The organism is Streptosporangium sp. NPDC053982 (assembly GCF_055585205.1).
Genome location: NZ_JBVJKQ010000003.1, coordinates 324,712 through 344,737, shown reverse-complemented (window position 1 = coordinate 344,737; position 20,026 = coordinate 324,712). Strand labels below are relative to the sequence as shown.

Genomic DNA, 20,026 nt, shown 5'->3' with positions numbered 1-20,026 from the left:
GTCGAAGTGACGACTAATGATGACACACGGCCGGGGGTTTTTGTTCCCGGGGGAGCCGATCGGGGTGAACGTCCTGATCGGAGGGGGCGTGGCCGTACGGGCGGGGTCCCCGGCGGGCCCGGGGGCACGGCGACCGGCCGGGCCGCGTGGCGGCCATGTCGCGGCCGTGTCTCCGCGGTGTCGCGGCGGTGTCGCGGCCGTGCGGGGGAGGGTCCGCACGGGTCGGCGAGCCCGGTCACGGCGCGCCGGCGCCGGGAGGGCGGACCCGCAGGAATGTGTGGGCCCGCGCGGGTGTTGGTAGCGTCTTAGTAGGACGTCAGAAACAGACAACCGTCTCGAACGGGCGGTTGACGTAGACGCGGGAGTCACCAACATGTCGGTTGAGAGCAGCGAGACCACGGCGCAGGGCCTGATCCTCAGCGACGCCGCCGCCGCCAAGGTCAAGAGCCTGCTGGAGCAGCAGGGCGAGGAGGGGCTCCAGCTGCGCGTGGCCGTGCAGCCCGGCGGCTGTTCCGGCCTGCGCTACCAGCTCTTCTTCGACGACCGTTCGATGGACGGCGACGTCGTCTCCGACTTCAACGGGGTCGGTGTGGTCACCGACCGGATGAGCGCCCCCTACCTCATGGGCGCGACGATCGACTTCGTCGACACGATCGAGAAGCAGGGCTTCACGATCGACAACCCCAACGCCACGGGCTCGTGCGCCTGCGGCGACTCTTTCAACTAGTCGCAATACGATGGCCCCGCCGGGTGAGCTGACCCACCCGGCGGGGCCGTCGTGTGTCCGCACGCCTGAAGTCATGTGTCCGCACGCCCGATGTCAGTGTGTTCACATGCCCGAAGCCGTGTGTCCGCACGCCTGATGTCAGGGTGTCCGCATGCCCGATGCCAGGGTGTCCGCACGCCTGCACGGCCCGCCCCACGACCATCTTCCTGATGCCGACAACGAGGAGAAGAACCCCGTGCGCATCGCCGTCACCGGTTCCATCGCGACCGACCATCTGATGACCTTCCCGGGGCGCTTCAGCGACCAGCTGATCGCCGGCCAGCTCGACCGGGTGTCCCTGTCGTTCCTCGTGGACGACCTGCAGATCCGCCGTGGCGGCTGCGCGGCCAACATCGCCTTCGGGATGGGGTGCCTCGGCCTTCGGCCCGTCCTCGTCGGCGCGGTCGGCGCCGACTTCGCCGACTACCGGTCCTGGCTGGAGCGGCACGGCGTCGACTGTGACTCCGTGCACACCTCCGAGCTGCACCACACGGCCCGGTTCCTGTGCACCACCGACGACGACCACAACCAGATCGCCTCGTTCTACACCGGCGCGATGGCCGAGGCCCGGCTGATCGAGCTCGGCCCGATCGGCGAGCGGCTCGGCGGCCTCGACCTCGTCCTGGTCGGCCCGAACGACCCCGACGCGATGCTGCGGCACACCGAGGAGGCCCGCCGGCGCGGCATCCCCTTCGCCGCGGACTTCTCCCAGCAGATCGCCCGCATGTCCGGCGACGACATCCGCCCGCTGCTGGACGGCGCCGCCTACCTGTTCAGCAACGACTACGAGAAGGGCATGATCGAGCAGAAGACCGGGCTGTCCGCCGACGAGGTCCTCGACCGCGTCGAGGTCCGCGTCACCACGCTCGGCCCCAAGGGCGTCGCGATCGAGCGCAGGGGCGAGCCCATCCTGCACGTCCCCGCCGTTCCCGAGCTGGGCAAGGCCGACCCCACCGGCGTCGGCGACGGCTTCCGCGCCGGATTCCTGGCCGGCCTGGCCTGGGGTCTGTCCCTGGAGCGCTGCGGCCAGCTCGGCAACCTCACCGCCACCCACGTCCTGGAGCACGTCGGCGGGCAGGAGTACCGCCTCGGCCAGCGGGTCTTCCTCGACCGCTTCGCCGCCGCCTACGGCTCCGAGGCCGCCGACGAGGTCTCCCGCCACGTGCGCTGCCACCACCCCTAGCGCCTGCCTCGCGGATCACCCCGTGGCGGGCGGGGTGATCCGCGGCCGGGACCAGGCGGTCCCGGCCGTACGGCACGCCGGGCACGGCGGCGGACGGCCCGTGCCGGGCCGGGCGGCTCAGTAGTTGCGCCGCACGTGGATGGCCCAGCCGCCCGTGGGAAGCTCGTGGCTGGCCACGTGGTGGTGCGACTTGAGCCGGCACCAGGCCGGGATGTCGGTGAACGCCGCGGGATCGTCGGCGAGGACCGACACGATCGCCTCACGCGGGACGTCGTTGATCTGCTGGGCGAGCATGATGATCGGAATCGGGCACTTCTTGCCCAGCGCGTCGATGGTCAGCGCCGGGGTCTGCCCGGCCCCCTCCGCGGTCGTCTGGCCGGCCGTCATGGCAACTTCACTCCCCGAAGAATGGTCGGTCACGGCTGCATCCCCGCTTCCTCGCGGATCCTCTTCACCACGTCCGGCAGGACGGCGAGGAAGCGGTCGACGTCCGCCGCGGAGGCCCCCCGGGGCAGCGACACCCGGAGGTTCCCGTGTGTCAGCACCCCCATGGCCTCCAGGACATGCGACGGGCGAAGCGTGCTCGCCGTACACGAACTGCCGGACGACACGGCGAACCCCGCCCTATCCAACTCTGTCAACAGTGCCTCGCCGTCCACGTAAAGACACGAAAAGGTGACGATGTGCGGGGCGCGGGCCACGGGGTCGCCGATGACCTCGACGTCCGGCACGATCCTCGGCACCTCGCTCCTGATCCGGTCCACGAGCGCGGAGAGGCGGGCCGACTCCCGGGCCGCGTCGGCGGCGGCGGCCCGCAGCGCGACGCCCGCGGCGATGATCGCCGGCACGTTCTCGAAACCCGGGACCCGCCGCCGCTCCCGGTCGTCCTCCGGCAGCGGGGAACGCCACCGGACGCCCTTGCGGACCGCCAGCACCCCGACCCCGGCCGGGCCGCCCCACTTGTGCGCGCTCGCGGTCAGCACCGACCAGCCGGCCGGCACCGGCATCCGGCCGACGGTCTGCGCGGCGTCCACCAGCAGCGGCACGCCCGCCTCGGCGCACGCCGCGGCGGCCTCGGCCACCGGTTGTGAGGTTCCCACCTCGTGGTTGGCGCTCTGCAGGCAGGCCAGGGCGGTGTCCCCGGCGCCGACGGCCGAGGCGAAGGCGGCCGGATCGACCGCGCCCGCCCGGTTCACGCCGACCGTCTCGACGGTTCCGCCGTCGCGCTCGTGCAGCGCGGCGGCGTGCAGCACCGCGGAGTGCTCCACCGCGGAGACCACCAGGCGGCGGCCCGCCCTGCGGCGGCCGGACAGTGCGCCGAGCACGCCCAGATGCGCCGCCTGGGTGCCGGAGGCGGTGAAGGAGACCTCGTCGGGCCGGGCGCCGATCGCCTCGGCGACCTCGGCGCGCGCCTGTTCCAGTAACATCCTTGCGCGGCGGGCTGAGCCGTACAGCCGCGCCGGGTCGGCCCAGCCGGCGTCGAGCGCCGCGATCAGCGCCTCGCGCGCCTGGGGGTGCAGCGGTTCGGTGGAGGCCGCGTCGAAGTACGCCATTCCTCAATCGTCGCACCGCTCGGTGGAACCGGGGGCTGCGCGGGGGGGCGAGGTGAGTCCGCGCTAATGTGTCCCCCAGCGTGAAGCTGTGAACTACGAGTTGTTAATACGAACAAACGACCGCCCAGGAGTGACTTCTGGGCTTCATCTGTGGGGTAGGCGATCCGTGAGTCCGACCCGCCGTTCTGCACGGCGTCCGTTGGCCCGCCGCCGGGTGCCACGCGCTGCCGCTCTGGCGCTGCTGCTGGTTTCCGTGACGGCGTGCAGTGCCGATGAGTGGAAGCGCGCCGGCATGCCCGTCGGCATCACCAAGCAGGCCGAAACGGTCCAGAGTCTGTGGAACGGATCCTGGATCGCCGCTCTCGCCACCGGTGTGGTCGTGTGGGGCCTGATCCTGTGGTCCGCGGCCTTCCACCGCAAGAGGAAGAACTCGAAGGAGGAGCTGCCTCCCCAGGTCCGCTACAACCTCCCGATCGAGATCCTCTACACGGTGGTCCCGATCATCATGGTCGGCGTGTTCTTCTACTTCACCGCCCGGGACGAGACCTACATCGACCAGATGTCCGGCAAGCCCGACGTGAAGGTGAAGGTCGAGGCGTTCCAGTGGAGCTGGCGCTTCACCACCGACTACAACGGCAAGCAGGTGGAGGTCGTCGGCCGGCCGGTCAGCGACTACACCAAGGGCCCCCAGCTGGTGCTCCCGGTGGACAGGAAGGTCGAGTTCGACCTGCACTCGCCGGACGTCATCCACTCCTTCTGGGTGCCGGCCTTCCACTTCAAGCGTGACGTGATCCCGGGCGTGGACAACAAGTTCGAGGTCGACACGCTGAACAAGCCCGCCGTCTACGCCGGCCGTTGCGCCGAGCTGTGCGGTGTGGACCACAGTCGCATGCTCTTCTCGGTGAAGCTCGTCCCCCAGGCCGAGTTCGACCAGTACGTCGCTAGTCAGGCGGGTGCCCAGTGACCGCACTTAACGAACCCCTCACCTCCGTCCCGGTGCCGGACCGCAAGGGCTCCGTCATCGCGAAGTGGTTGTCCTCCACCGATCACAAGATCATTGGGCACCTCTATCTGATCACTTCGTTCGCGTTCTTCCTGATCGGCGGCGTGATGGCGCTGATCATGCGGGCGGAGCTGGCTCAGCCGGGTCTGCAGGTCACCACCAACGAGCAGTTCAACCAGCTGTTCACCATGCACGGCACGGTGATGCTGCTCATGTTCGCCACGCCGCTGTTCGCCGGATTCGCCAACGAGCTGATGCCGCTGCAGATCGGCGCGCCGGACGTGGCCTTCCCCCGGCTGAACATGGTGAGCTACTGGCTGTTCACCTTCGGCAGCCTCATCGCCCTGTCGGGCTTCCTCACCCCGGGCGGCGCCGCCGACTTCGGCTGGTTCGCCTACACCCCGCTGTCGAACGCGATCAGCTCGCCCGGCGTCGGCGGCGACCTGTGGATCTGCGGCCTGGCCATCTCCGGTCTGGGCACGATCCTCGGCGCGGTGAACTTCATCACCACGATCGTCACCATGCGCGCCCCCGGCATGACCATGTTCCGCATGCCGCTGTTCACCTGGAACGTCCTCCTCACCTCGATCCTGGTGCTGATGGCCTTCCCGGTGCTCGCCGCCGCCCTGCTGGCCCTGGAGGCCGACCGCAAGCTCGGCGCGCAGATCTTCGCCCCCGAGACCGGCGGGCCGATCCTGTGGCAGCACCTGTTCTGGTTCTTCGGCCATCCCGAGGTGTACATCATCGCGCTGCCGTTCTTCGGCATCGTGACCGAGGTCATCCCGGTCTTCAGCCGCAAGCCGCTGTTCGGCTACATCGGCCTGGTCGGCGCGACCATCGTCATCGCCGGCCTGTCGATCACCGTGTGGGCGCACCACATGTTCCCGACCGGCCAGGTGCTGCTGCCGTTCTTCTCGTTCATGACGTTCCTCATCGCGGTCCCGACCGGGGTGAAGTTCTTCAACTGGATCGGCACGATGTGGCGGGGCCACCTGTCGTTCGAGTCGCCGATGCTGTTCGCGGTCGGCTTCCTGGTCACCTTCCTCTTCGGCGGTCTGACCGGCGTCATCCTCGCCTCGCCTCCGCTGGACTTCCAGGTCTCGGACTCCTACTTCGTGGTGGCCCACTTCCACTACGTCGTCTTCGGCACCGTGGTCTTCGCGATGTTCTCCGGCTTCTACTTCTGGTGGCCGAAGTTCACCGGCAAGATGCTGGACGACCGGCTGGGCAAGTGGCACTTCTGGACGCTGTTCATCGGCTTCCACACCACCTTCCTGGTGCAGCACTGGCTGGGCGCCGAGGGCTTCCCGCGTCGCTACGCCGACTACAGCCCGATCGACGGCTTCACCGACCTGAACATGATCTCCTCGGTCGGAGCCTTCATCCTCGGCGCCTCCACGCTGCCGTTCCTCTACAACGTCTGGAAGACGGCCAAGTACGCGCCGAAGGTCACGGTGGACGACCCGTGGGGTTACGGCAACTCCCTGGAGTGGGCGACCTCCTGCCCGCCGCCGCGGCACAACTTCACCTCGCTGCCGCGCATCCGCTCCGAGCGTCCGGCGTTCGACCTCAAGTACCCGCACGTGACCGCGCCTCGTGAGCTGGAGGACGCCCGATGAAGGTTCAGGGCTGGTTGTTCATCCTCTGCGGCGTCTTCTTCGCCGCGGTGGACGTCGTCTACTGGTACTGGTCCAAGGAGCCGGTCGGCACGACGGCGATGGCCATCTCGGTGGGCTTCGCCTTCATGATCGGCTACTACCTGATGTACACCGCCCGCCGCATCGGCGACCAGCCCGAGGACGACAAGCAGGGCGAGATCGCCGACGGCGCCGGGGAGCTGGGCTTCTTCAGCCCGCACAGCTGGTGGCCGCTGTTCGTCTGCCTGGCCGTCGCGCTCACCGCGGTCGGCCTGGTCATCGGCTGGTGGCTGTTCATGATCGGTGTCTTCGCGGTCATCATGAGCATGATCGGCTTCGTCTTCGAGTACTACCGGGGGCACTTCTCCCACTGACCGGCCCCGCCGGTCTCCGCCCCCACGGGGTCCCCGCCGCGGCGAGGGCCCCGCGGGACATCCGAAAGCGGACCACGGAAAGTTTCCGTGGTCCGCTTTTTGGCGTTTGTTAGCTGCACAAGCCGGATGTCCTCCGTAGTGATCCCCTTACTCCGGGTAATAACTGAATTAGTGGTTCAGAACCGGGACAGGGAGTTCATGTGCGGCAGGCGATCCGTGGTCCGATATGGGGGGTGAGCCTGCTGGCCCTGGCGCTGGCGGCCTCCTCCTGCTCGGACACCACCTCCACCCGGACGGCGGGCACGCCGGGCGCCACGCCGCGCGCCGACGCCGCCGTCGCCGTGAGCCCTCTCAACGGGGCCCTCAACGTGCCGACCGACGCGACCGTCCTGGTCTCCGCCCGCGACGGCACCCTGAAGAACGTCACCGTCACGGGCCGCAAGGGCCCCCTGGCGGGCGCGATGAGCGCCGACGGCACCCGCTGGCACAGCTGGGGCACGATCCCGCCGGGGGCCTCCTACCGGGTCACGGTGACCGCGGTGAACCCCGACGGCAAGCTCACCCAGACCACCAGCTCCTTCACCACGGTCAAGGCCCGGGAGACCTTCTCGATCGAGAGCGTCCAGCCGAACAGGGACGACACCGGGCTGACCGTCGGCGTCGGCATGCCGATCATGCTCACCTTCGACAAGCCGATCACCGACCGCGTCTCGGTCGAGCGGAACCTGCTGGTCACCGCCTCCAAGCCGGTCTCCGGCGCCTGGCACTGGTTCGACGACAAGACCGTGCACTTCCGCCCGAAGACCTTCTGGCCGGCCCACACAAAGGTCAGGCTGGAGGCCCGCCTCGCCGGGGTCCGCGGCGGCGACGGCCTGTACGGCAAGCGGAACCTCACGCTGGACTTCAAGGTCGGCCGCTCGCAGATCACCCGGGGCAGCACCGACACCCACTACCTGACCGTCAGGCGCGACGGGAGGAAGGTGCGGGTGATGCCGATGAGCGCCGGCCAGGGCGGCGCGTGGAAGTACTACACGACCAACGGCATCCACCTGGCCATGTCACGCGAGAACGTCACGGTCATGACATCGCCCGGGATCGGTCCCGGCGAGTCGGGCTACTACCAGATGACCGTCTACGACACGGTGCGGATCTCCAACAGCGGCGAGTACGTCCACGCCGCGCCGTGGTCGGTCGGCTCGCAGGGCAACTCCAACGTCAGCCACGGCTGCGTCAACGTCAGCCCGGCGGACGCCAAGTGGTTCCTCGACAACACGCTGGTCGGCGACCCGATCATCATCACCGGCTCGCCGCGCCCGCTGGAGCCCACCAACGGCTGGGGGCAGTGGCAGGAGAGCTGGAAGGACTGGCTGAAGTGGAGCAGCACCAAGCACTTCGTCACCGAGGAGCTGTGACCACCCTCCGAAAGGCCCTGAGCGGGCCGTACGGACGTCGTCGCCCCAGCTTCAGGGGTCATCGGCCGGTGAGGCCGTACGAAGCCCTGAGGGGCCGTGTGGAGACGGAAGAAGGGCCCGGACACCGTGGCGGTGTCCGGGCCCTTCCCGTGGCGGATCAGCGGTGGATCAGTGGGTGAGGGACCTGTCCTCGCCCGGCTCGATCGCGGCGTGCTCGTCGCCGTGACCGTGACCGTCCTCCAGCGGGATCTTCTCGCCGCCGTAGGCCCGGCTCATCTTGACGCGGAGCCTGCCGATCGGGCCGCGCAGCTGCCTGGGCGGCACGCCGTCGCGCTCGCCGCCGCCGTCGCCGTCCGCGCCCGGGAGCATCGGGACCGCGGCCTTGCCGCGCACGTGGGCCTCGATGATCGGGTTCGGCGGGACGTGGACCTCGATGTACTCACCGGTGGGCAGGCGCTTGATGACGCCCGACTCCACACCGTGCCCGATGACCGCGGCGTCGGCGCGCTGCAGGCCGAGGCAGATCCGGTAGGTGACGTAGTAGGCGATCGCCGGGCCGAGGAAGATCAGTACCCGGCCGGTGTAGGTGGTCGCGTTCAGCGAGACGTGGAAGAACGCGGCCAGCTCGTCGTTGGCGCCCAGCAGCCACAGGACGCCGTAGAAGGTGACCGCCGCCATGCCGATCGAGGTGCGGTGCGGGTTGTTGCGGGGGCGGTCGGCGATGTGGTGCTCGCGCCGGTCGCCGGTGACCCACTGTTCGATGAACGGGTACAGCGCCAGGCCCGTCATGATGATCCCCATCGGGACCAGCGCCGGGATCAGCACGCTCATCGGCAGGGTGAACCCGGCGACGTTGATCTCCCACGCGGGCATCAGGCGGAGCGAGCCCTCCAGGAAGCCCATGTAGAAGTCGGGCTGCGAGCCGGCCGAGATGTCCGCCGGGGTGTAGGGGCCGAACAGCCAGATCGGGTTGATCTGGGCGAAGGCGCCCAGCAGCGCGATGACGCCGAAGGTGAACATGAAGTAGGCGCCGGCCTTGACCATGAAGGCGGGGTAGAACGGCGCGCCGACGACGTTCTCGTTCGTCCGGCCCTTGCCCGGCATCTGGGTGTGCTTCTGCACCCACATCAGGATCATGTGGGCGGAGATGAGCGCCAGGAGGATGCCCGGGATGAGCAGGATGTGCAGCGAGTAGAACCGGGAGATCACGTCCTCGCCGGGGTACTCGCCGCCGAAGAGGAAGAACGTGATCCAGGTGCCGACCAGCGGCAGCGAGATCGCCACGCCCTCGGTGATCCGCAGACCGGCGCCGGAGAGCAGGTCGTCGGGGAGGGAGTAGCCGGTCAGGCCCTCCAGCAGGGCCAGCGTCAGCAGGCCGACGCCGATCAGCCAGTTCAGCTCGCGCGGCTTGCGGTACGCACCGGTGAAGAACACACGGAGCGCGTGCACCATCATGCCGCCGATGAACAGCAGGGCCGCCCAGTGGTGCATCTGCCGCATCAGCAGGCCGCCGCGCACGTCGAAGCTGATGTGCAGCGACGAGGCGTACGCCTCGGACATCATGACGCCCTTGAGCGGCTCGTAGGAGCCGTCATAGGGGACCTCGCCCATGCTGGGCTTGAAGAAGAACGTCAGGAACGTGCCGGTCAGCAGCAGGACGATGAACGAGTAGAGGGCGATCTCACCCAGCAGGAAGGACCAGTGGTCGGGGAAGATCTTCCTCAGGTTGCGCCGCATGAAGTTCCCGGCGCCCAGGCGGTCGTCGAGGAAGGTGCTCGTTCCCGCGATGGGCTTCGGGACGGTCGTGGTGCTCACGCGTGGCCTCCGTTCTCACGGACCTTCGCCTCGGCGTCCCCGCGCTCCCAGAAGCTGGGACCGGGCGGGACGGCGAAGTCCGCCGTGGCGACGAGGAAGCCCTCCTCGTCGACGTCGATGGGGAGCTGGGGCAGAGGCCGGGCCGCCGGGCCGAAGATCACCTTGGCGCCGTCGGCGGCGTCGAAGGTGGACTGGTGGCACGGGCAGAGGATGTGGTGCGTGGTCTGCTCGTACAGGGCCGCGGGGCAGCCGACGTGCGTGCAGATCTTCGAGTACGCCACGATGCCGTCGTGCGTCCAGTTCAGGTTCGTGCCGGACTTGAGCTCCTCCGGCCGGAACTTGAGCAGGATCAGCGTGGCCTTGGCCAGCGCGTTCAGGTCGTGCTCGTACCCTTCGGGCACCACGGAGAGGATGCCGCCGGGGGAGTTGAAGTCCGCCGCGCGGATCGGCGCGCCGGTGCCCTCGACGACGAGCCTGCGCGGCTTGCCGTCCTTGGTCTTCTCGCCCCAGACGGTGTGCCGGAGCTTGGCGGGGAAGTCCTTGTAGCGGGGGCCGAGGTCGCGCAGCAGGACCAGCGGCGCGAGGCCCAGCGGGGCCGCGGCGAGCAGCAGCGTACGGCGCAGCATCGGGCGCTTGACGAAGCCGCTCTCGTCGACGCCGTGCTTGAACGTCTCGGTGACGTACTCGCGGGTCGGGCCGTCGGAGGCCATCTCGTGGCGTTCCTGGACCATGTTGTACTTCGGCATGACCAGGCGGACCCAGACCACCATGCCGGCGGCCATGGCCAGCAGCGCGAGGGCGAGCGAGCCGCCCAGGGCCACGTTGGAGGCGCGCGCCGAGTCGATGTCCCCGACCTGGAAGACCACGTAGGAGACGATGAAGGCGACGCCCCCGAGGGCGGTCAGGAGGAAGCAGAGGGCGGCGATCCGCTCGCCCTTCCTCGCGGTCGCCTCGGCCTGCGGGACGACCCCGGGGACGCTCTGGTCCCCGGGGCGCTCGTCGACGCCGAGCACGGGCGCGCTCGTGGCGGGCGAGGGGGTGCCGATGACGCGCTTGGGAACGCGCCCCTCGGGCTGTTCGATGTCGTGGTTGTTGTCAGTCATTTGGCCTGTCGCTTCTTCGCGGTGATCCAGATGGCGGCCAGGACGAGCAGGCTGAGACCGACGATCCAGGCCGTCAGACCCTCGGTGACCGGGCCGATGCGGCCGAGACCGGCGCCGCCCGGGTCGACCTGGCTGCGGACGCCCGTGATGTAGGCGATCATGTCCCGCTTCTGCTCGGGCGTGATGATGCTGTCGTTGAACACCGGCATGGCCTGCGGGCCGGTGATCATGGCCTCGTAGATCTGCGTCGGCGTGGACTCCGTCAGGTTCGGGGCGTACTTGCCCTGGGTCAGGGCGCCTCCGGCACCGACGAAGTTGTGGCACTGGATGCAGTTCGCGCGGAACAGCTCGCCGCCCTTGGCCGGGTCGCCCTTGGCCGGGTCGACCTGCTCGGCCGCGGGGACGGCGGGGCCGCCGCCCAGCGACTGCACGTAGGCCGCGAGCTGGCGGATGGTCGTCTCGTTGACCCACGGCGGCGGCGGCTTGCGCGGCGCCTGGGCCTCGGGCTTGGCCAGCGGCATGCGCCCGCTGCTGACCTGGAAGTCGACGGCCGCGGCGCCGACGCCGACCAGCGACGGCGCCTGGTCGCCGCCCTCGGCGTTGAAGCCGTGGCAGCTGGCGCAGCTCTGCTGGAAGAGCTTCTTGCCCTCGGCTACGTCGTCGGCCCGGCCCGCCGCGATGGAGGCGTCGGCGCGCCCCGTCGTCGAGGCCACGAAGGTGTAGAGACCTCCGAGCAGCCCGAGGGCCAGAAGCAGGACGGCGTATCTCGCGAGGGGATGCCGCCGTCCAGCGGTGATCCTAGTCACAGAGATCCCCGATTCCTTAGTGAATGCCGTAGATGGTCACGAAAAGGCCGATCCAGACCACGTCGACGAAGTGCCAGTAGTAGGACACGACGATGGCGCTGGTCGCCTGCTCACGGGTGAAGCGCTTCGCGGCGTACGTGCGTCCCAGCATGAACAGGAACGCGATCAGTCCACCGGTCACGTGAAGGCCGTGGAAGCCCGTGGTCAGGAAGAACACCGAGTCGTACGCGGAGTGCGACAGGGTGTGCCCCTCGTGGACCAGCTGGCTGTACTCGTACAGCTGGCCGCCGACGAACACGGCGCCCATCAGGAAGCTGACGACGTACCAGAAGCGCAGCTTGGCGACCTGGCCCTTCTCGGCCGCCCACACGCCAAGCTGGCAGGTCACACTCGACAGGACCAGGATGATCGTGTTGACCAGCGAGAACTGGACGTTCAGATGAGCCTCGGGCCAGGGCATGCCCCGGCCGATGCTCACTGACCGGATGGTGAAGTACATCGCGAACAGCGCCGCGAAGAACATGAGCTCGGAGGACAGCCAGACGATCGTCCCCACGCTGACCAGGTCGGGCCTGCGGGACGAGTGTGCTGTCGTCGTCGTTGAGATTGCGGATGCTGTCGCCACGCCCAGCATTATTGCGGCTCCCCTGGTCGGGTCGCCGCACGGCCCCCCGATAGGGGCCCTGAATGTCACCTCAAACAGGACGAACAGAGTTTTCCGTCCGTCAGTGCCTCCGCCCTGGGTCCGCGGGCGGGGTGACCGGTAGCATCCCAGGTGACCATACATCGACAAGGGATGAGTGAGCGCAGACCGTGAGCACCGACGACAAGATGAGGGTCCTCGTCTACAGCGACGACGCCGCCACCCGGGAGAAGGTGCGGCAGGCCGTCGGCAGGCGCCCGGCCGCCGACGTGCCCCTCGTGGAGATCGTGGAGTGCGCCACCCACGCCAAGGTCGTCCAGCACCTCGACTCCGGCGAGATCGACGTGGCGGTGCTCGACGCGGAGGCCCAGCCGGCCGGCGGCATGGGGGTGGCCCGCCAGGCCAAGGACGAGGTCCACGACTGCCCGCCGATCTGCCTGCTGATCGCCCGCAGGGACGACCGCTGGCTGGCGGAGTGGTCGCGGGCCGACGCCGTCGTGCCGCAGCCCATCGACCCGGTGACGCTCGCCGACGCCGTCGCCGGCCTGATGCGCCGCCGGCTGTCCGGCCGCCTGACCGCCCACTGACCCCGCCCGCCGAAGACCCCGAGGACCCCGGAGACCCCATGGACGCGCGCACCACCTGGCCCGCGCTGCTGTCGGCCCTGATCGCCGGTGAGCACCTGACGGCGGACGAGACCGCCTGGGCGATGAACGAGATCATGTCCGGTACGGCCACGCCCGCGCAGGTCGCCGGCTTCGCCGTGGCGCTGCGGGCCAAGGGGGAGACGGTCGCGGAGGTGACCGGCCTGGCGCGCACGATGCTGGACCACGCCACGCCGCTGACCGTCGAGGGCCGCGTCGTCGACGTCGTCGGCACCGGCGGGGACCGCGCCCACACCGTCAACGTCTCCACGATGGCCGCGATCGTGGCCGCCGCCGCGGGCGCGCGGGTCGTCAAGCACGGCAACCGCTCGGCGTCCTCCTCCGTGGGCGCCGCCGACGTCCTGGAGCACCTCGGGATCGTGCTCGACCTGCCGCCCGCCGCCACCGCTCGGCTGGCCTCCGAGGTGGGCATCGCGTTCTGCTTCGCGGCCTTCTACCACCCGGCGCTGCGCTTCGCCGGTCCGGCCCGCAAGGAGCTGGCCATCCCGACGGTGTTCAACTTCCTGGGCCCGCTGACCAACCCGGCCCGGCCCCAGGCCCAGGCGATCGGCATCTTCGAGCCGCGCATGCTCCCGGTGATCGCCGGAGTGTTCGCCGAGCGCGGCGTGTCGGCGCTGGTCTTCCGGGGCGACGACGGGCTGGACGAGCTCACCACCGGCACCACCTCCACGGTCTGGGTGGTGCGTGAGGGATCCGCCACGCAGACCGTCTTCGACCCGGCCGTGCTGGACATCCCCAGGTCGGCCCCGGACGCGCTGCGCGGCGGCGACGTGGTCTTCAACGCCCAGGCCGTCCGAGACCTGGTCGGCGGCCGGACCGGGCCGGTCCGCGACGCGGTGCTGCTCAACGCCGCCGCCGCGCTGGTCGCCCACGACGGCCCGGAGGACGACCTGGACGCCGCGATGACGGCCGCCTACGCCCGCGCGGTGGAGGCCGTCGACTCCGGCGCCGCCGCCGCGCTCCTCGACCGCTGGATCGCCGCCAGCCGGTCGCTGAAGCGGGCCTGAGCCCCGGAACCCGGGCCGGAAGCCGGGAACGGGGCCGAAGGGCCCGGACCCTGAGGATCCGGGCCCGAAGGATCCGGGCCGGGAGTCCGCCCGTGGAACCCGGCCGGGCCGGCCCCGCCTGCCGCGCGGGCCGGCCGGGGAGACGTCAGTCGGACTCGCCGAGGCCGATCGAGAAGGCGGCGTCGAGGTCGTGCCGGGAGTAGGTGCGGAAGGCGACGTGGGTCTCGGTGTGCAGCACCCCGGGCACCTTGTTGATCCTGCCCGGGATGACCTCGGCGATCTGCTCGTAGGCAGGGACCCGCACCATCGCCATCAGGTCGTACTCGCCGGTTATGGAGTACACCTCGCTCACCCCGTCGAGTTCGGCGATCGTCTGGGCGACCTCGGGGATCCGGTCCACCTCGGCGGTGATGTGCACGATCGCGGTGACCACGGGCTTCCTCCTCGTTGAGTGCGGCTTGCAGTCTCGCAAAGCTGCTTGCAGTCTCAGAAGCTATCAGCGCTCCGGGCGGCCCTCACGCGGCCGGTGGGAGTCCATCCCGCGGTAGGCGTGGTCGATGCGGGCCCGCAGCCGCCCGGCCCCGTGCACCGGCAGGCTCCAGGTGCCCTCCACCTGCACCAGCCGCACTCCGGGGCCCTCCAGCCAGCGCAGCACGCACTCGGTCTCCTCGGCCAGGGCGGCGGGCAGCGGGCCGGGCCCCGGCACGACGGTCTCGGCCGTGGCCACCAGCGCCTCCACGAAGGGCACGGGGTGGACGCCGCGGGCCATGACCCCGGCCGAGACCAGCCGGCCGTGCCGTACGACGTGGACCTCCCAGGCGCCGTCCGCCGCGGGGGCGGCGGCGACGAGATGGGGGAGGGAGGTCAGCGCCCGCAGCCGCTGCATGCGCGCGGCGACCCGGACGTAGGCGGCCAGCCGGTCGCGGTCGGCCGCGGCCTCCTCGTAGCGCTGGTCGAGCGACAGGCGCGTCATCCGCGCCTCCATCGCGGCGAAGACCGCCGAGGCGTCCAGCTCCATCGCCCGGCGCGCGGCCGCGGCGAGCTCGCCGTACTCCTCGGGGCTCTGCCGGCCCTCGCAGGGCGCGCCGCACCGGCCGATGCCGAACAGGGCGCAGGCCGGGCGCCGGGAGCGGGGGGTGATCCGCTCGGTGCACTGCCGCAGCGGGACCGTCTCGTGCAGGGCGGCGCGGGCGTCCTCGGCGGCGCGGGAGCCGCCGAACGGGCCGAGGTAGGCGGCGCCGTCGTCCTTGACCTCGCGGACGATCGACAGGCGGGGGAACCGCTCGGCGGTCAGCTTCAGCCAGACCGCCCGCTCGGGGAAGCGCGACCGGCGGTTGTAGCGCGGCTTGGCCGAGCCGATCAGCCGCAGCTCCCGGACCTCGGCCTCCAGCGGGGTCGCGCAGACGATGGGCCTGACCCGCTCGGCCAGCCCGACCATCTCGCGGATCCGCGGGCGGGTCTCGCTCGCGGTGAAGTAACTGCGCACGCGGGTGCGCAGGTCGACGCTCTTGCCGACGTACAGGGGGTCGCCGCGGTGGTCCTCGAAGACGTACACGCCCGGGGCGGCGGGCACCGAGTCGGCGAGATGGCGCTTGCGGCGCTGCTCGCGGGTGGGCGCCCGGGTGAAGCCGCGCAGCTCCTCCAGGGTGTGCACGCCGAAGGACCCGGCCCGCTCCAGCAGCGCGTGCAGCACGTCCACCGTGGCGCGGGCGTCGGCCAGGGCGCGGTGGCGGGGCTCGGTGCCGCTGAAGAGCCGGGCCAGCGTGGCCAGCTTGCAGTTGGGGGCCTCGTCACGGGTCAGCAGCCGGCGGGCCAGCACCACGGTGTCGACCACCGGGTGGTCGGGCGGGGGATGGCCGTGGGCGGCGCAGGCCGCCTTGACGAAGCCCACGTCGAACCCGGCGTTGTGCGCCACCAGCGTCGCGCCCCGGGCGAACTCCAGGAAGGACGGCAGCACCGCCTCGATCTTCGGGGCGGCCACGACCATGCCGTCGGTGATGCCGGTCAGCACGGAGATGAACGGGGGGATGGGGGACCCGGGATCGACCAGCGTGGCGAACTCACCCAGGACCTCGCCGCCCCTGACCTTGACCGCGCCGATCTCGGTGATCGCGTGCTCGGCCGCGGAGACACCGGTGGTCTCCAGGTCGAACACGACGAACGTGATCTGGTCGAGGGGGGTGCCCAGCTCGTCCAGCGTTCCCTGTACGGCGTACTCCACGGTTCAAGACCATAGAAGCCCCCACCGACATTCGCCGCCCGGCCCCCGGTGTCCGCCCGGCGGGCCGGAGCCGTCGATCTCCGCTCGGGCCGGTGCCGCCGGGGGCCGATCTCACGCGGTGATCTTCGCTCGGGCCGGTGCCGCCGGGGACGGCCGTACGCGGTGATCTCCGCTCAGGTCGGTGCCGTCGCGGGCTGGCCGTACCCTTGACGTCAAGACCGATCCGAGTAGGGGCCGTGATGAGTTCAGCCGGAGAGGGCCTGTCTCGTCCGCTGCCCGAGCAGGTCCGCTCACACGTCGTGGAGCTGGCGGCGCAGGTCCTGGGGGCGATGCCCGCCGCCGCCGTGCCCTCCCCGCTCAGGGGGATCGCGAAGTTCGACCCGCGCAAGCGGGCCAGGCTGGGCAGCGCGCCGATCGCCGCCCAGCTGGAGAACGACAAGGAGTTCCGCGAGGTGGTCGCCGAGGCGCTGGCGGCCGAGTGGCCGGACCTGGTGGCGAGCCTCGCCGAGGGCGTGGCGCCGCCGGCGGCAGAGCCGTCCCTGGTGGCGGCCGCGGCCTACCTCACGCGCCCGCCCGGCTGGGCGGACATGGTCGAGGCCGCCCGCGACGACCTGGAGCGGTCGGCCGCCGCGGCCGAGGGGTCGGCGATGGAGCAGACCGTCACCCGGCTGCGCGAGCAGCTCGCCGCCCAGAAGACCGCCGCCAAGGAGGAGGGCGAACGGCTGCGCGAGCAGCTCAAGGGCGCCCGCTCGGAGATCTCCGACCTGCGGCGCCGGCTGCACGACGCCCGCGAGCGCGCCCGGGCCGCCGAGGCGCGGGCCGCCGGGGCGGAGGAGGAGGCCCGCGAGGCCATGGCCGCCGCCGCGTCGGCGGGCAGCGCGGGGGAGAGCGAGCTGCGCCGCCTGCGCGAGCGCCTCGCCGACGCCGAGCGGCAGCTGGAGACCACCCGCCGGGCCGCCCGCGAGGGCCGCAGCCTGGAGGACGCCAAGGTCCGCATGCTGCTCGACGCCCTCCAGGACGCCGCCGCGGGGCTGCGCCGGGAGCTCGCCCTGCCCTCCGGCATCCACCGGCCCGCCGACTCGGTGCTCTCTGTGGCGCCCGGCGGGCAGGGGGCCCAGGCGGTGCCCGCGCGGGCGCTCGCCGACGACGACCCGGCCCTGTTCGACCAGCTGCTCGCGCTGCCGCAGATCCACGTGATCGTGGACGGCTACAACGTCACCAAGACCGGGTACGGCACGCTCACCCTGGCCGACCAGCGGGCCCGGCTGCTCACCGGCCTCGGCGGGCTGTACGCGCAGACCCGGGTCGAGCTGACCTGCGTCTTCGACGGCGCCGAGCTGAACGGCCCGGTGCCGGTGTCGGCCCCGCGGGGGGTGCGGGTGATGTTCAGCTCGCCGGGGCAGATCGCCGACGACCTCATCCGCCAGCTCGTCCGCGCCGAGCCGGTCGGCCGCGCGGTCGCGGTGGTCTCCTCCGACCGGGAGGTCGCCGAGTCGGTCCGCCGGATGGGCGCCCGGCCGGTGCCCTCGGTGCTGCTGCTGCGGCGTCTCGGGCGTACCTGAGGCCCGTGTCCCGGCCGGGACACGCCGGGCCATCGGGAGAGATCACTTCGAAATCAAGCAAAACCCCCGAAAAGGTGAGCCAGCCCTTACCTGTTCTGTACTATTTCGCCCCAGGTCTTCGCACTGGGGAGGCGGCACTGTGGCCGTGGCGGGTATGCCGGTTTGGGTTGGACGTGTACCGGTGGCCGCGGGGCTCGCCCTCGCGCTGCTCCTGGTGCCGGTCGGCGGTGCGACCGCCGATCCGCAACCCACGCTCGCCCAGGCCAAGCGGAAGCTGGCGAAGCTCAACGACGAGGCCGACAAGATCGTCGAGAAGTACAACCAGGCGGGCGAGAAGTGGAAGAAGGCCCGCAAGAAGTACGAGACGCTGAACGGCGACCTCTCCAAGCAGACGGCCAAGGTCGCCGGCCTGCGCGAGGAGCTCGTCACGATGGCGGTCAGCTCCTACCAGTACGGCTCCGTGACCGGCTGGGAGGGACTGATCAACCAGAGCGACCCCGGGTCCCTGCTGAGCAGCATGGCCGCGGCCGACCAGATGGCCGCCTCCCGCGCCCGCTACCTCAACGCCTTCGACGAGGCCACCAAGACGCTGCGCGACAACCGGGACCGGGCCAAGACCGCCCTCTCCGAGGCCGACAAGACGCGTGACGAGCTGGCCGGCGAGAAGGCCAAGGTCGAGAAGCTGGTCAAGGCGCAGACCAGGCTCCTGGACCGGCTGGGCACCTACCAGCGGGGCAATCCCAACGGAACCGGGATCAAGTACAACGGCCCGGCCTCCGGAAACGCCCGCGCCGCCCTCGCCTTCGCCTACGCCCAGATCGGCAAGCCGTACCGGTACGGCGCGACGGGCCCGGGAAGCTGGGACTGCTCCGGGCTCGTCCAGGCGTCCTGGCGGAGCGGGGGCGTCAGTCTGCCCCGCACCACCTGGGAGCAGTGGAGCTGGGGCGCCAGCCGCCGGGTGCCGGTCAGCTCGCTCCAGCCCGGCGACCTCGTCTTCAGCTCGGGCCTGGGCCACGTCGGCATCTACGTCGGCGGAGGGAAGATGGTGCACGCCCCGCAGACCGGGGACGTCGTCAAGATCGCTCCCCTCCGCAGCGCCCTGGTCGGCGCCGTCCGCCCCTGAGGCGCCCGGGACCCCGAGGGGTCGGCGGGACCTCCTACGGCGCGCCGGGGAGCCGTACCGTGGCGAGGAGGCCGCCGTCGGGGCGGGGGGCGAGGACGAGCGTCCCGTCGTGGGCGCGGACGATGCTGTGCACGATGGCCAGGCCGAGCCCGACGCCGGGGTGCTCGCCGGTGCGCACGCGTTCCGTTCCGCGCCGGAAGGGCTCGGTGAGGGCCGGCACCAGTTCCGGCGGGAGCCTGCGGCCCGTGTTCTCGACCCGCAGCACGCTCGTGCCGTCGTGCGCCTCGGTGCGGACCGTCACGGTGCCGCCGGCGGGGAGGTTGTGGACGACGGCGTTCTGGACGAGGTTCGTCACCATCCGCAGCAGAAGCTCGGCGGAGCCGCCGGTCCTGGCCGCCCCGCCGGTGACGTCCAGCGTGATCCGGCGCTGCTCGGCGAGGGGGAGCAGCGTCTCGGCGGCCTCCTCGGCGAGGAGGGAGAGGTCGACGCTCTCGCGGGTGAAGTTCCCGCGGTCGCCCCGGCTGAGCAGCAGGAGGGCCTCGATGAGGTCGATCGCCCGCTGGTTGACGGTGTGCAGGCGCTCGATGAGCTCGTCCCGGTCCCGCGCGGGGTCCCTGCGGGCGACGTCGAGGAGCGTCCGTGAGATCGCCAGCGGGGTGCGCAACTCGTGGGAGACGTTCGCGGCGAACCTCTGCTGCTCGGCGAAGTGGGACTCCAGCTGTTCGAGCATCGAGTCGAACGCGTCGGAGAGCTCACGGAACTCGTCCTGGCGGCCCTCCAGGCGGATCCGGTGGGACAGCGACCCGTTCCCGGTCATCCGGGCCGCGTCCGTGATCTGTGTGAGCGGCGCGAGCATCCGGCCGGCGAGGATCCATCCGCCCAGCAGGCCGAACGCCAGCAGGAAGGCCAGTGCCTGTGCCGCGCGGGGGACGAAGGCGCGCTGGAGGTCGGTGCGGTTGGGGATGAACCGCAGGGCCGGCGCCCCGGGCCGGGCCGCCTCCGGCCCCGTCCCGAGGGCGCCGTCGGGCACGTAGCGCAGCAGGAACACCCACACCACGGCCAGCAGGAGGGCGCCGGCGAGCATGAGGAACCCGGCGTAGCTGATGGTGAGCCTCAGCCGGACGCTGGGCCCCGGACGCCTGTTCAACGGGCT

At 71.0% G+C, this 20,026-nt stretch carries 19 protein-coding genes; 10 read left to right on the top strand and 9 right to left on the bottom strand.

What is annotated here, in order from left to right; genetic code table 11:
• The first annotated feature begins 373 nt into the window (after positions 1 to 373).
• Together erpA and ACZ6W9_RS06825 are read left to right on the top strand one after the other, a co-directional pair.
• Entirely contained in the window at positions 374 to 727 is a 354-nt protein-coding gene (erpA, locus tag ACZ6W9_RS06830; RefSeq protein WP_362945633.1) for an iron-sulfur cluster insertion protein ErpA, read from the top strand.
• 235 nt (positions 728 to 962) lie between these two features.
• Entirely contained in the window at positions 963 to 1,949 is a 987-nt protein-coding gene (locus tag ACZ6W9_RS06825) for a carbohydrate kinase family protein (protein WP_389956288.1), read from the top strand.
• Between the two features lie 117 nt (positions 1,950 to 2,066).
• Here ACZ6W9_RS06825 and ACZ6W9_RS06820 read toward each other — a convergent pair whose 3' ends face one another.
• Positions 2,067 to 2,336, bottom strand: coding sequence for a sulfurtransferase TusA family protein (locus ACZ6W9_RS06820; protein WP_389955057.1), 270 nt, complete (start codon positions 2,334 to 2,336; stop codon positions 2,067 to 2,069).
• A gap of 29 nt (positions 2,337 to 2,365) precedes the next feature.
• Entirely contained in the window at positions 2,366 to 3,502 is a 1,137-nt protein-coding gene (locus ACZ6W9_RS06815) for a cysteine desulfurase family protein (RefSeq protein WP_362945627.1), read from the bottom strand.
• A gap of 130 nt (positions 3,503 to 3,632) precedes the next feature.
• Here ACZ6W9_RS06815 and ctaC point away from each other — a divergent pair, with 130 nt between their 5' ends.
• The 4 genes from ctaC to ACZ6W9_RS06795 all read left to right on the top strand — a co-directional run bounded on the left by ctaC (position 3,633) and on the right by ACZ6W9_RS06795 (position 7,928).
• Positions 3,633 to 4,466, top strand: coding sequence for an aa3-type cytochrome oxidase subunit II (ctaC, locus tag ACZ6W9_RS06810; protein ID WP_470116846.1), 834 nt, complete (start codon positions 3,633 to 3,635; stop codon positions 4,464 to 4,466).
• Positions 4,463 to 6,124 carry an aa3-type cytochrome oxidase subunit I gene (gene ctaD, locus ACZ6W9_RS06805; RefSeq protein ID WP_389955047.1) on the top strand — a complete coding sequence of 554 codons (1,662 nt, stop codon included), beginning with the start codon at positions 4,463 to 4,465 and terminating at the stop codon, positions 6,122 to 6,124. The genes ctaC and ctaD overlap by 4 nt, the downstream gene beginning before the upstream one ends.
• Positions 6,121 to 6,516 carry a cytochrome c oxidase subunit 4 gene (locus tag ACZ6W9_RS06800; RefSeq protein ID WP_189244589.1) on the top strand — a complete coding sequence of 132 codons (396 nt, stop codon included), beginning with the start codon at positions 6,121 to 6,123 and terminating at the stop codon, positions 6,514 to 6,516. The genes ctaD and ACZ6W9_RS06800 overlap by 4 nt, the downstream gene beginning before the upstream one ends.
• Positions 6,517 to 6,716: 200 nt before the next feature.
• Positions 6,717 to 7,928 carry a L,D-transpeptidase gene (locus ACZ6W9_RS06795; RefSeq protein ID WP_470116845.1) on the top strand — a complete coding sequence of 404 codons (1,212 nt, stop codon included), beginning with the start codon at positions 6,717 to 6,719 and terminating at the stop codon, positions 7,926 to 7,928.
• Between the two features lie 168 nt (positions 7,929 to 8,096).
• Here ACZ6W9_RS06795 and qcrB read toward each other — a convergent pair whose 3' ends face one another.
• Genes qcrB through ctaE form a run of 4 tightly spaced genes read right to left on the bottom strand, consistent with a single transcriptional unit; the run spans position 8,097 to position 12,286 of the window.
• On the bottom strand, positions 8,097 to 9,743 hold the full coding sequence (qcrB, locus tag ACZ6W9_RS06790; protein WP_389955040.1) for a cytochrome bc1 complex cytochrome b subunit: 1,647 nt from the start codon (positions 9,741 to 9,743) through the stop codon (positions 8,097 to 8,099).
• Positions 9,740 to 10,846, bottom strand: coding sequence for a cytochrome bc1 complex Rieske iron-sulfur subunit (gene qcrA, locus ACZ6W9_RS06785; protein ID WP_470116844.1), 1,107 nt, complete (start codon positions 10,844 to 10,846; stop codon positions 9,740 to 9,742). The genes qcrB and qcrA overlap by 4 nt, the downstream gene beginning before the upstream one ends.
• Positions 10,843 to 11,652, bottom strand: coding sequence for a cytochrome bc1 complex diheme cytochrome c subunit (gene qcrC / locus ACZ6W9_RS06780; protein WP_470116843.1), 810 nt, complete (start codon positions 11,650 to 11,652; stop codon positions 10,843 to 10,845). Before qcrC ends, qcrA begins: the two co-directional genes overlap by 4 nt.
• A gap of 16 nt (positions 11,653 to 11,668) precedes the next feature.
• The gene (gene ctaE, locus ACZ6W9_RS06775) at positions 11,669 to 12,286 is read right to left on the bottom strand and encodes an aa3-type cytochrome oxidase subunit III (protein WP_470116842.1); all 618 of its coding nucleotides are present in this window, start codon (positions 12,284 to 12,286) and stop codon (positions 11,669 to 11,671) included.
• Positions 12,287 to 12,483: 197 nt separating this feature from the next.
• Here ctaE and ACZ6W9_RS06770 point away from each other — a divergent pair, with 197 nt between their 5' ends.
• Positions 12,484 to 12,882 carry a response regulator gene (locus tag ACZ6W9_RS06770; protein WP_389956286.1) on the top strand — a complete coding sequence of 133 codons (399 nt, stop codon included), beginning with the start codon at positions 12,484 to 12,486 and terminating at the stop codon, positions 12,880 to 12,882.
• Between the two features lie 38 nt (positions 12,883 to 12,920).
• Positions 12,921 to 13,967 carry an anthranilate phosphoribosyltransferase gene (trpD, locus tag ACZ6W9_RS06765; protein ID WP_389955030.1) on the top strand — a complete coding sequence of 349 codons (1,047 nt, stop codon included), beginning with the start codon at positions 12,921 to 12,923 and terminating at the stop codon, positions 13,965 to 13,967.
• Positions 13,968 to 14,112: 145 nt separating this feature from the next.
• Here trpD and ACZ6W9_RS06760 read toward each other — a convergent pair whose 3' ends face one another.
• Both ACZ6W9_RS06760 and ACZ6W9_RS06755 read right to left on the bottom strand, forming a co-directional pair.
• The gene (locus ACZ6W9_RS06760) at positions 14,113 to 14,400 is read right to left on the bottom strand and encodes an Lrp/AsnC family transcriptional regulator (protein ID WP_362945608.1); all 288 of its coding nucleotides are present in this window, start codon (positions 14,398 to 14,400) and stop codon (positions 14,113 to 14,115) included.
• Between the two features lie 63 nt (positions 14,401 to 14,463).
• Positions 14,464 to 16,188 carry a DEDD exonuclease domain-containing protein gene (locus ACZ6W9_RS06755; protein WP_389955026.1) on the bottom strand — a complete coding sequence of 575 codons (1,725 nt, stop codon included), beginning with the start codon at positions 16,186 to 16,188 and terminating at the stop codon, positions 14,464 to 14,466.
• 239 nt (positions 16,189 to 16,427) lie between these two features.
• On the opposite strand from ACZ6W9_RS06755, the gene ACZ6W9_RS06750 reads away from it, so the two are divergent.
• A complete protein-coding gene (locus ACZ6W9_RS06750; RefSeq protein WP_389955023.1) occupies positions 16,428 to 17,750 on the top strand; it encodes an NYN domain-containing protein in 1,323 nt (440 codons plus the stop codon).
• 181 nt (positions 17,751 to 17,931) lie between these two features.
• On the top strand, positions 17,932 to 18,873 hold the full coding sequence (locus tag ACZ6W9_RS06745; RefSeq protein WP_389955020.1) for a C40 family peptidase: 942 nt from the start codon (positions 17,932 to 17,934) through the stop codon (positions 18,871 to 18,873).
• Between the two features lie 34 nt (positions 18,874 to 18,907).
• Here the strand turns inward: ACZ6W9_RS06745 and ACZ6W9_RS06740 are convergent, their stop codons facing one another.
• Positions 18,908 to 20,020: a sensor histidine kinase gene (locus tag ACZ6W9_RS06740; RefSeq protein WP_389955016.1), complete on the bottom strand. Its 1,113-nt coding sequence runs from the start codon at positions 20,018 to 20,020 to the stop codon at positions 18,908 to 18,910.
• Positions 20,021 to 20,026 lie beyond the last annotated feature (6 nt).

Coding starts and splice junctions, on each gene's coding strand:
- ACZ6W9_RS06800 (WP_189244589.1), top strand. CDS start 6,121: ATGAAGGTTCAGGGCTGGTTGTTCATCCTCTGCGGCGTCTTCTTCGCC.
- ACZ6W9_RS06820 (WP_389955057.1), bottom strand. CDS start 2,336: ATGACGGCCGGCCAGACGACCGCGGAGGGGGCCGGGCAGACCCCGGCG.
- erpA (WP_362945633.1), top strand. CDS start 374: ATGTCGGTTGAGAGCAGCGAGACCACGGCGCAGGGCCTGATCCTCAGC.
- ACZ6W9_RS06770 (WP_389956286.1), top strand. CDS start 12,484: ATGAGGGTCCTCGTCTACAGCGACGACGCCGCCACCCGGGAGAAGGTG.
- qcrA (WP_470116844.1), bottom strand. CDS start 10,846: ATGACTGACAACAACCACGACATCGAACAGCCCGAGGGGCGCGTTCCC.
- trpD (WP_389955030.1), top strand. CDS start 12,921: ATGGACGCGCGCACCACCTGGCCCGCGCTGCTGTCGGCCCTGATCGCC.
- ACZ6W9_RS06750 (WP_389955023.1), top strand. CDS start 16,428: ATGAGTTCAGCCGGAGAGGGCCTGTCTCGTCCGCTGCCCGAGCAGGTC.
- ctaE (WP_470116842.1), bottom strand. CDS start 12,286: ATGCTGGGCGTGGCGACAGCATCCGCAATCTCAACGACGACGACAGCA.
- ACZ6W9_RS06815 (WP_362945627.1), bottom strand. CDS start 3,502: ATGGCGTACTTCGACGCGGCCTCCACCGAACCGCTGCACCCCCAGGCG.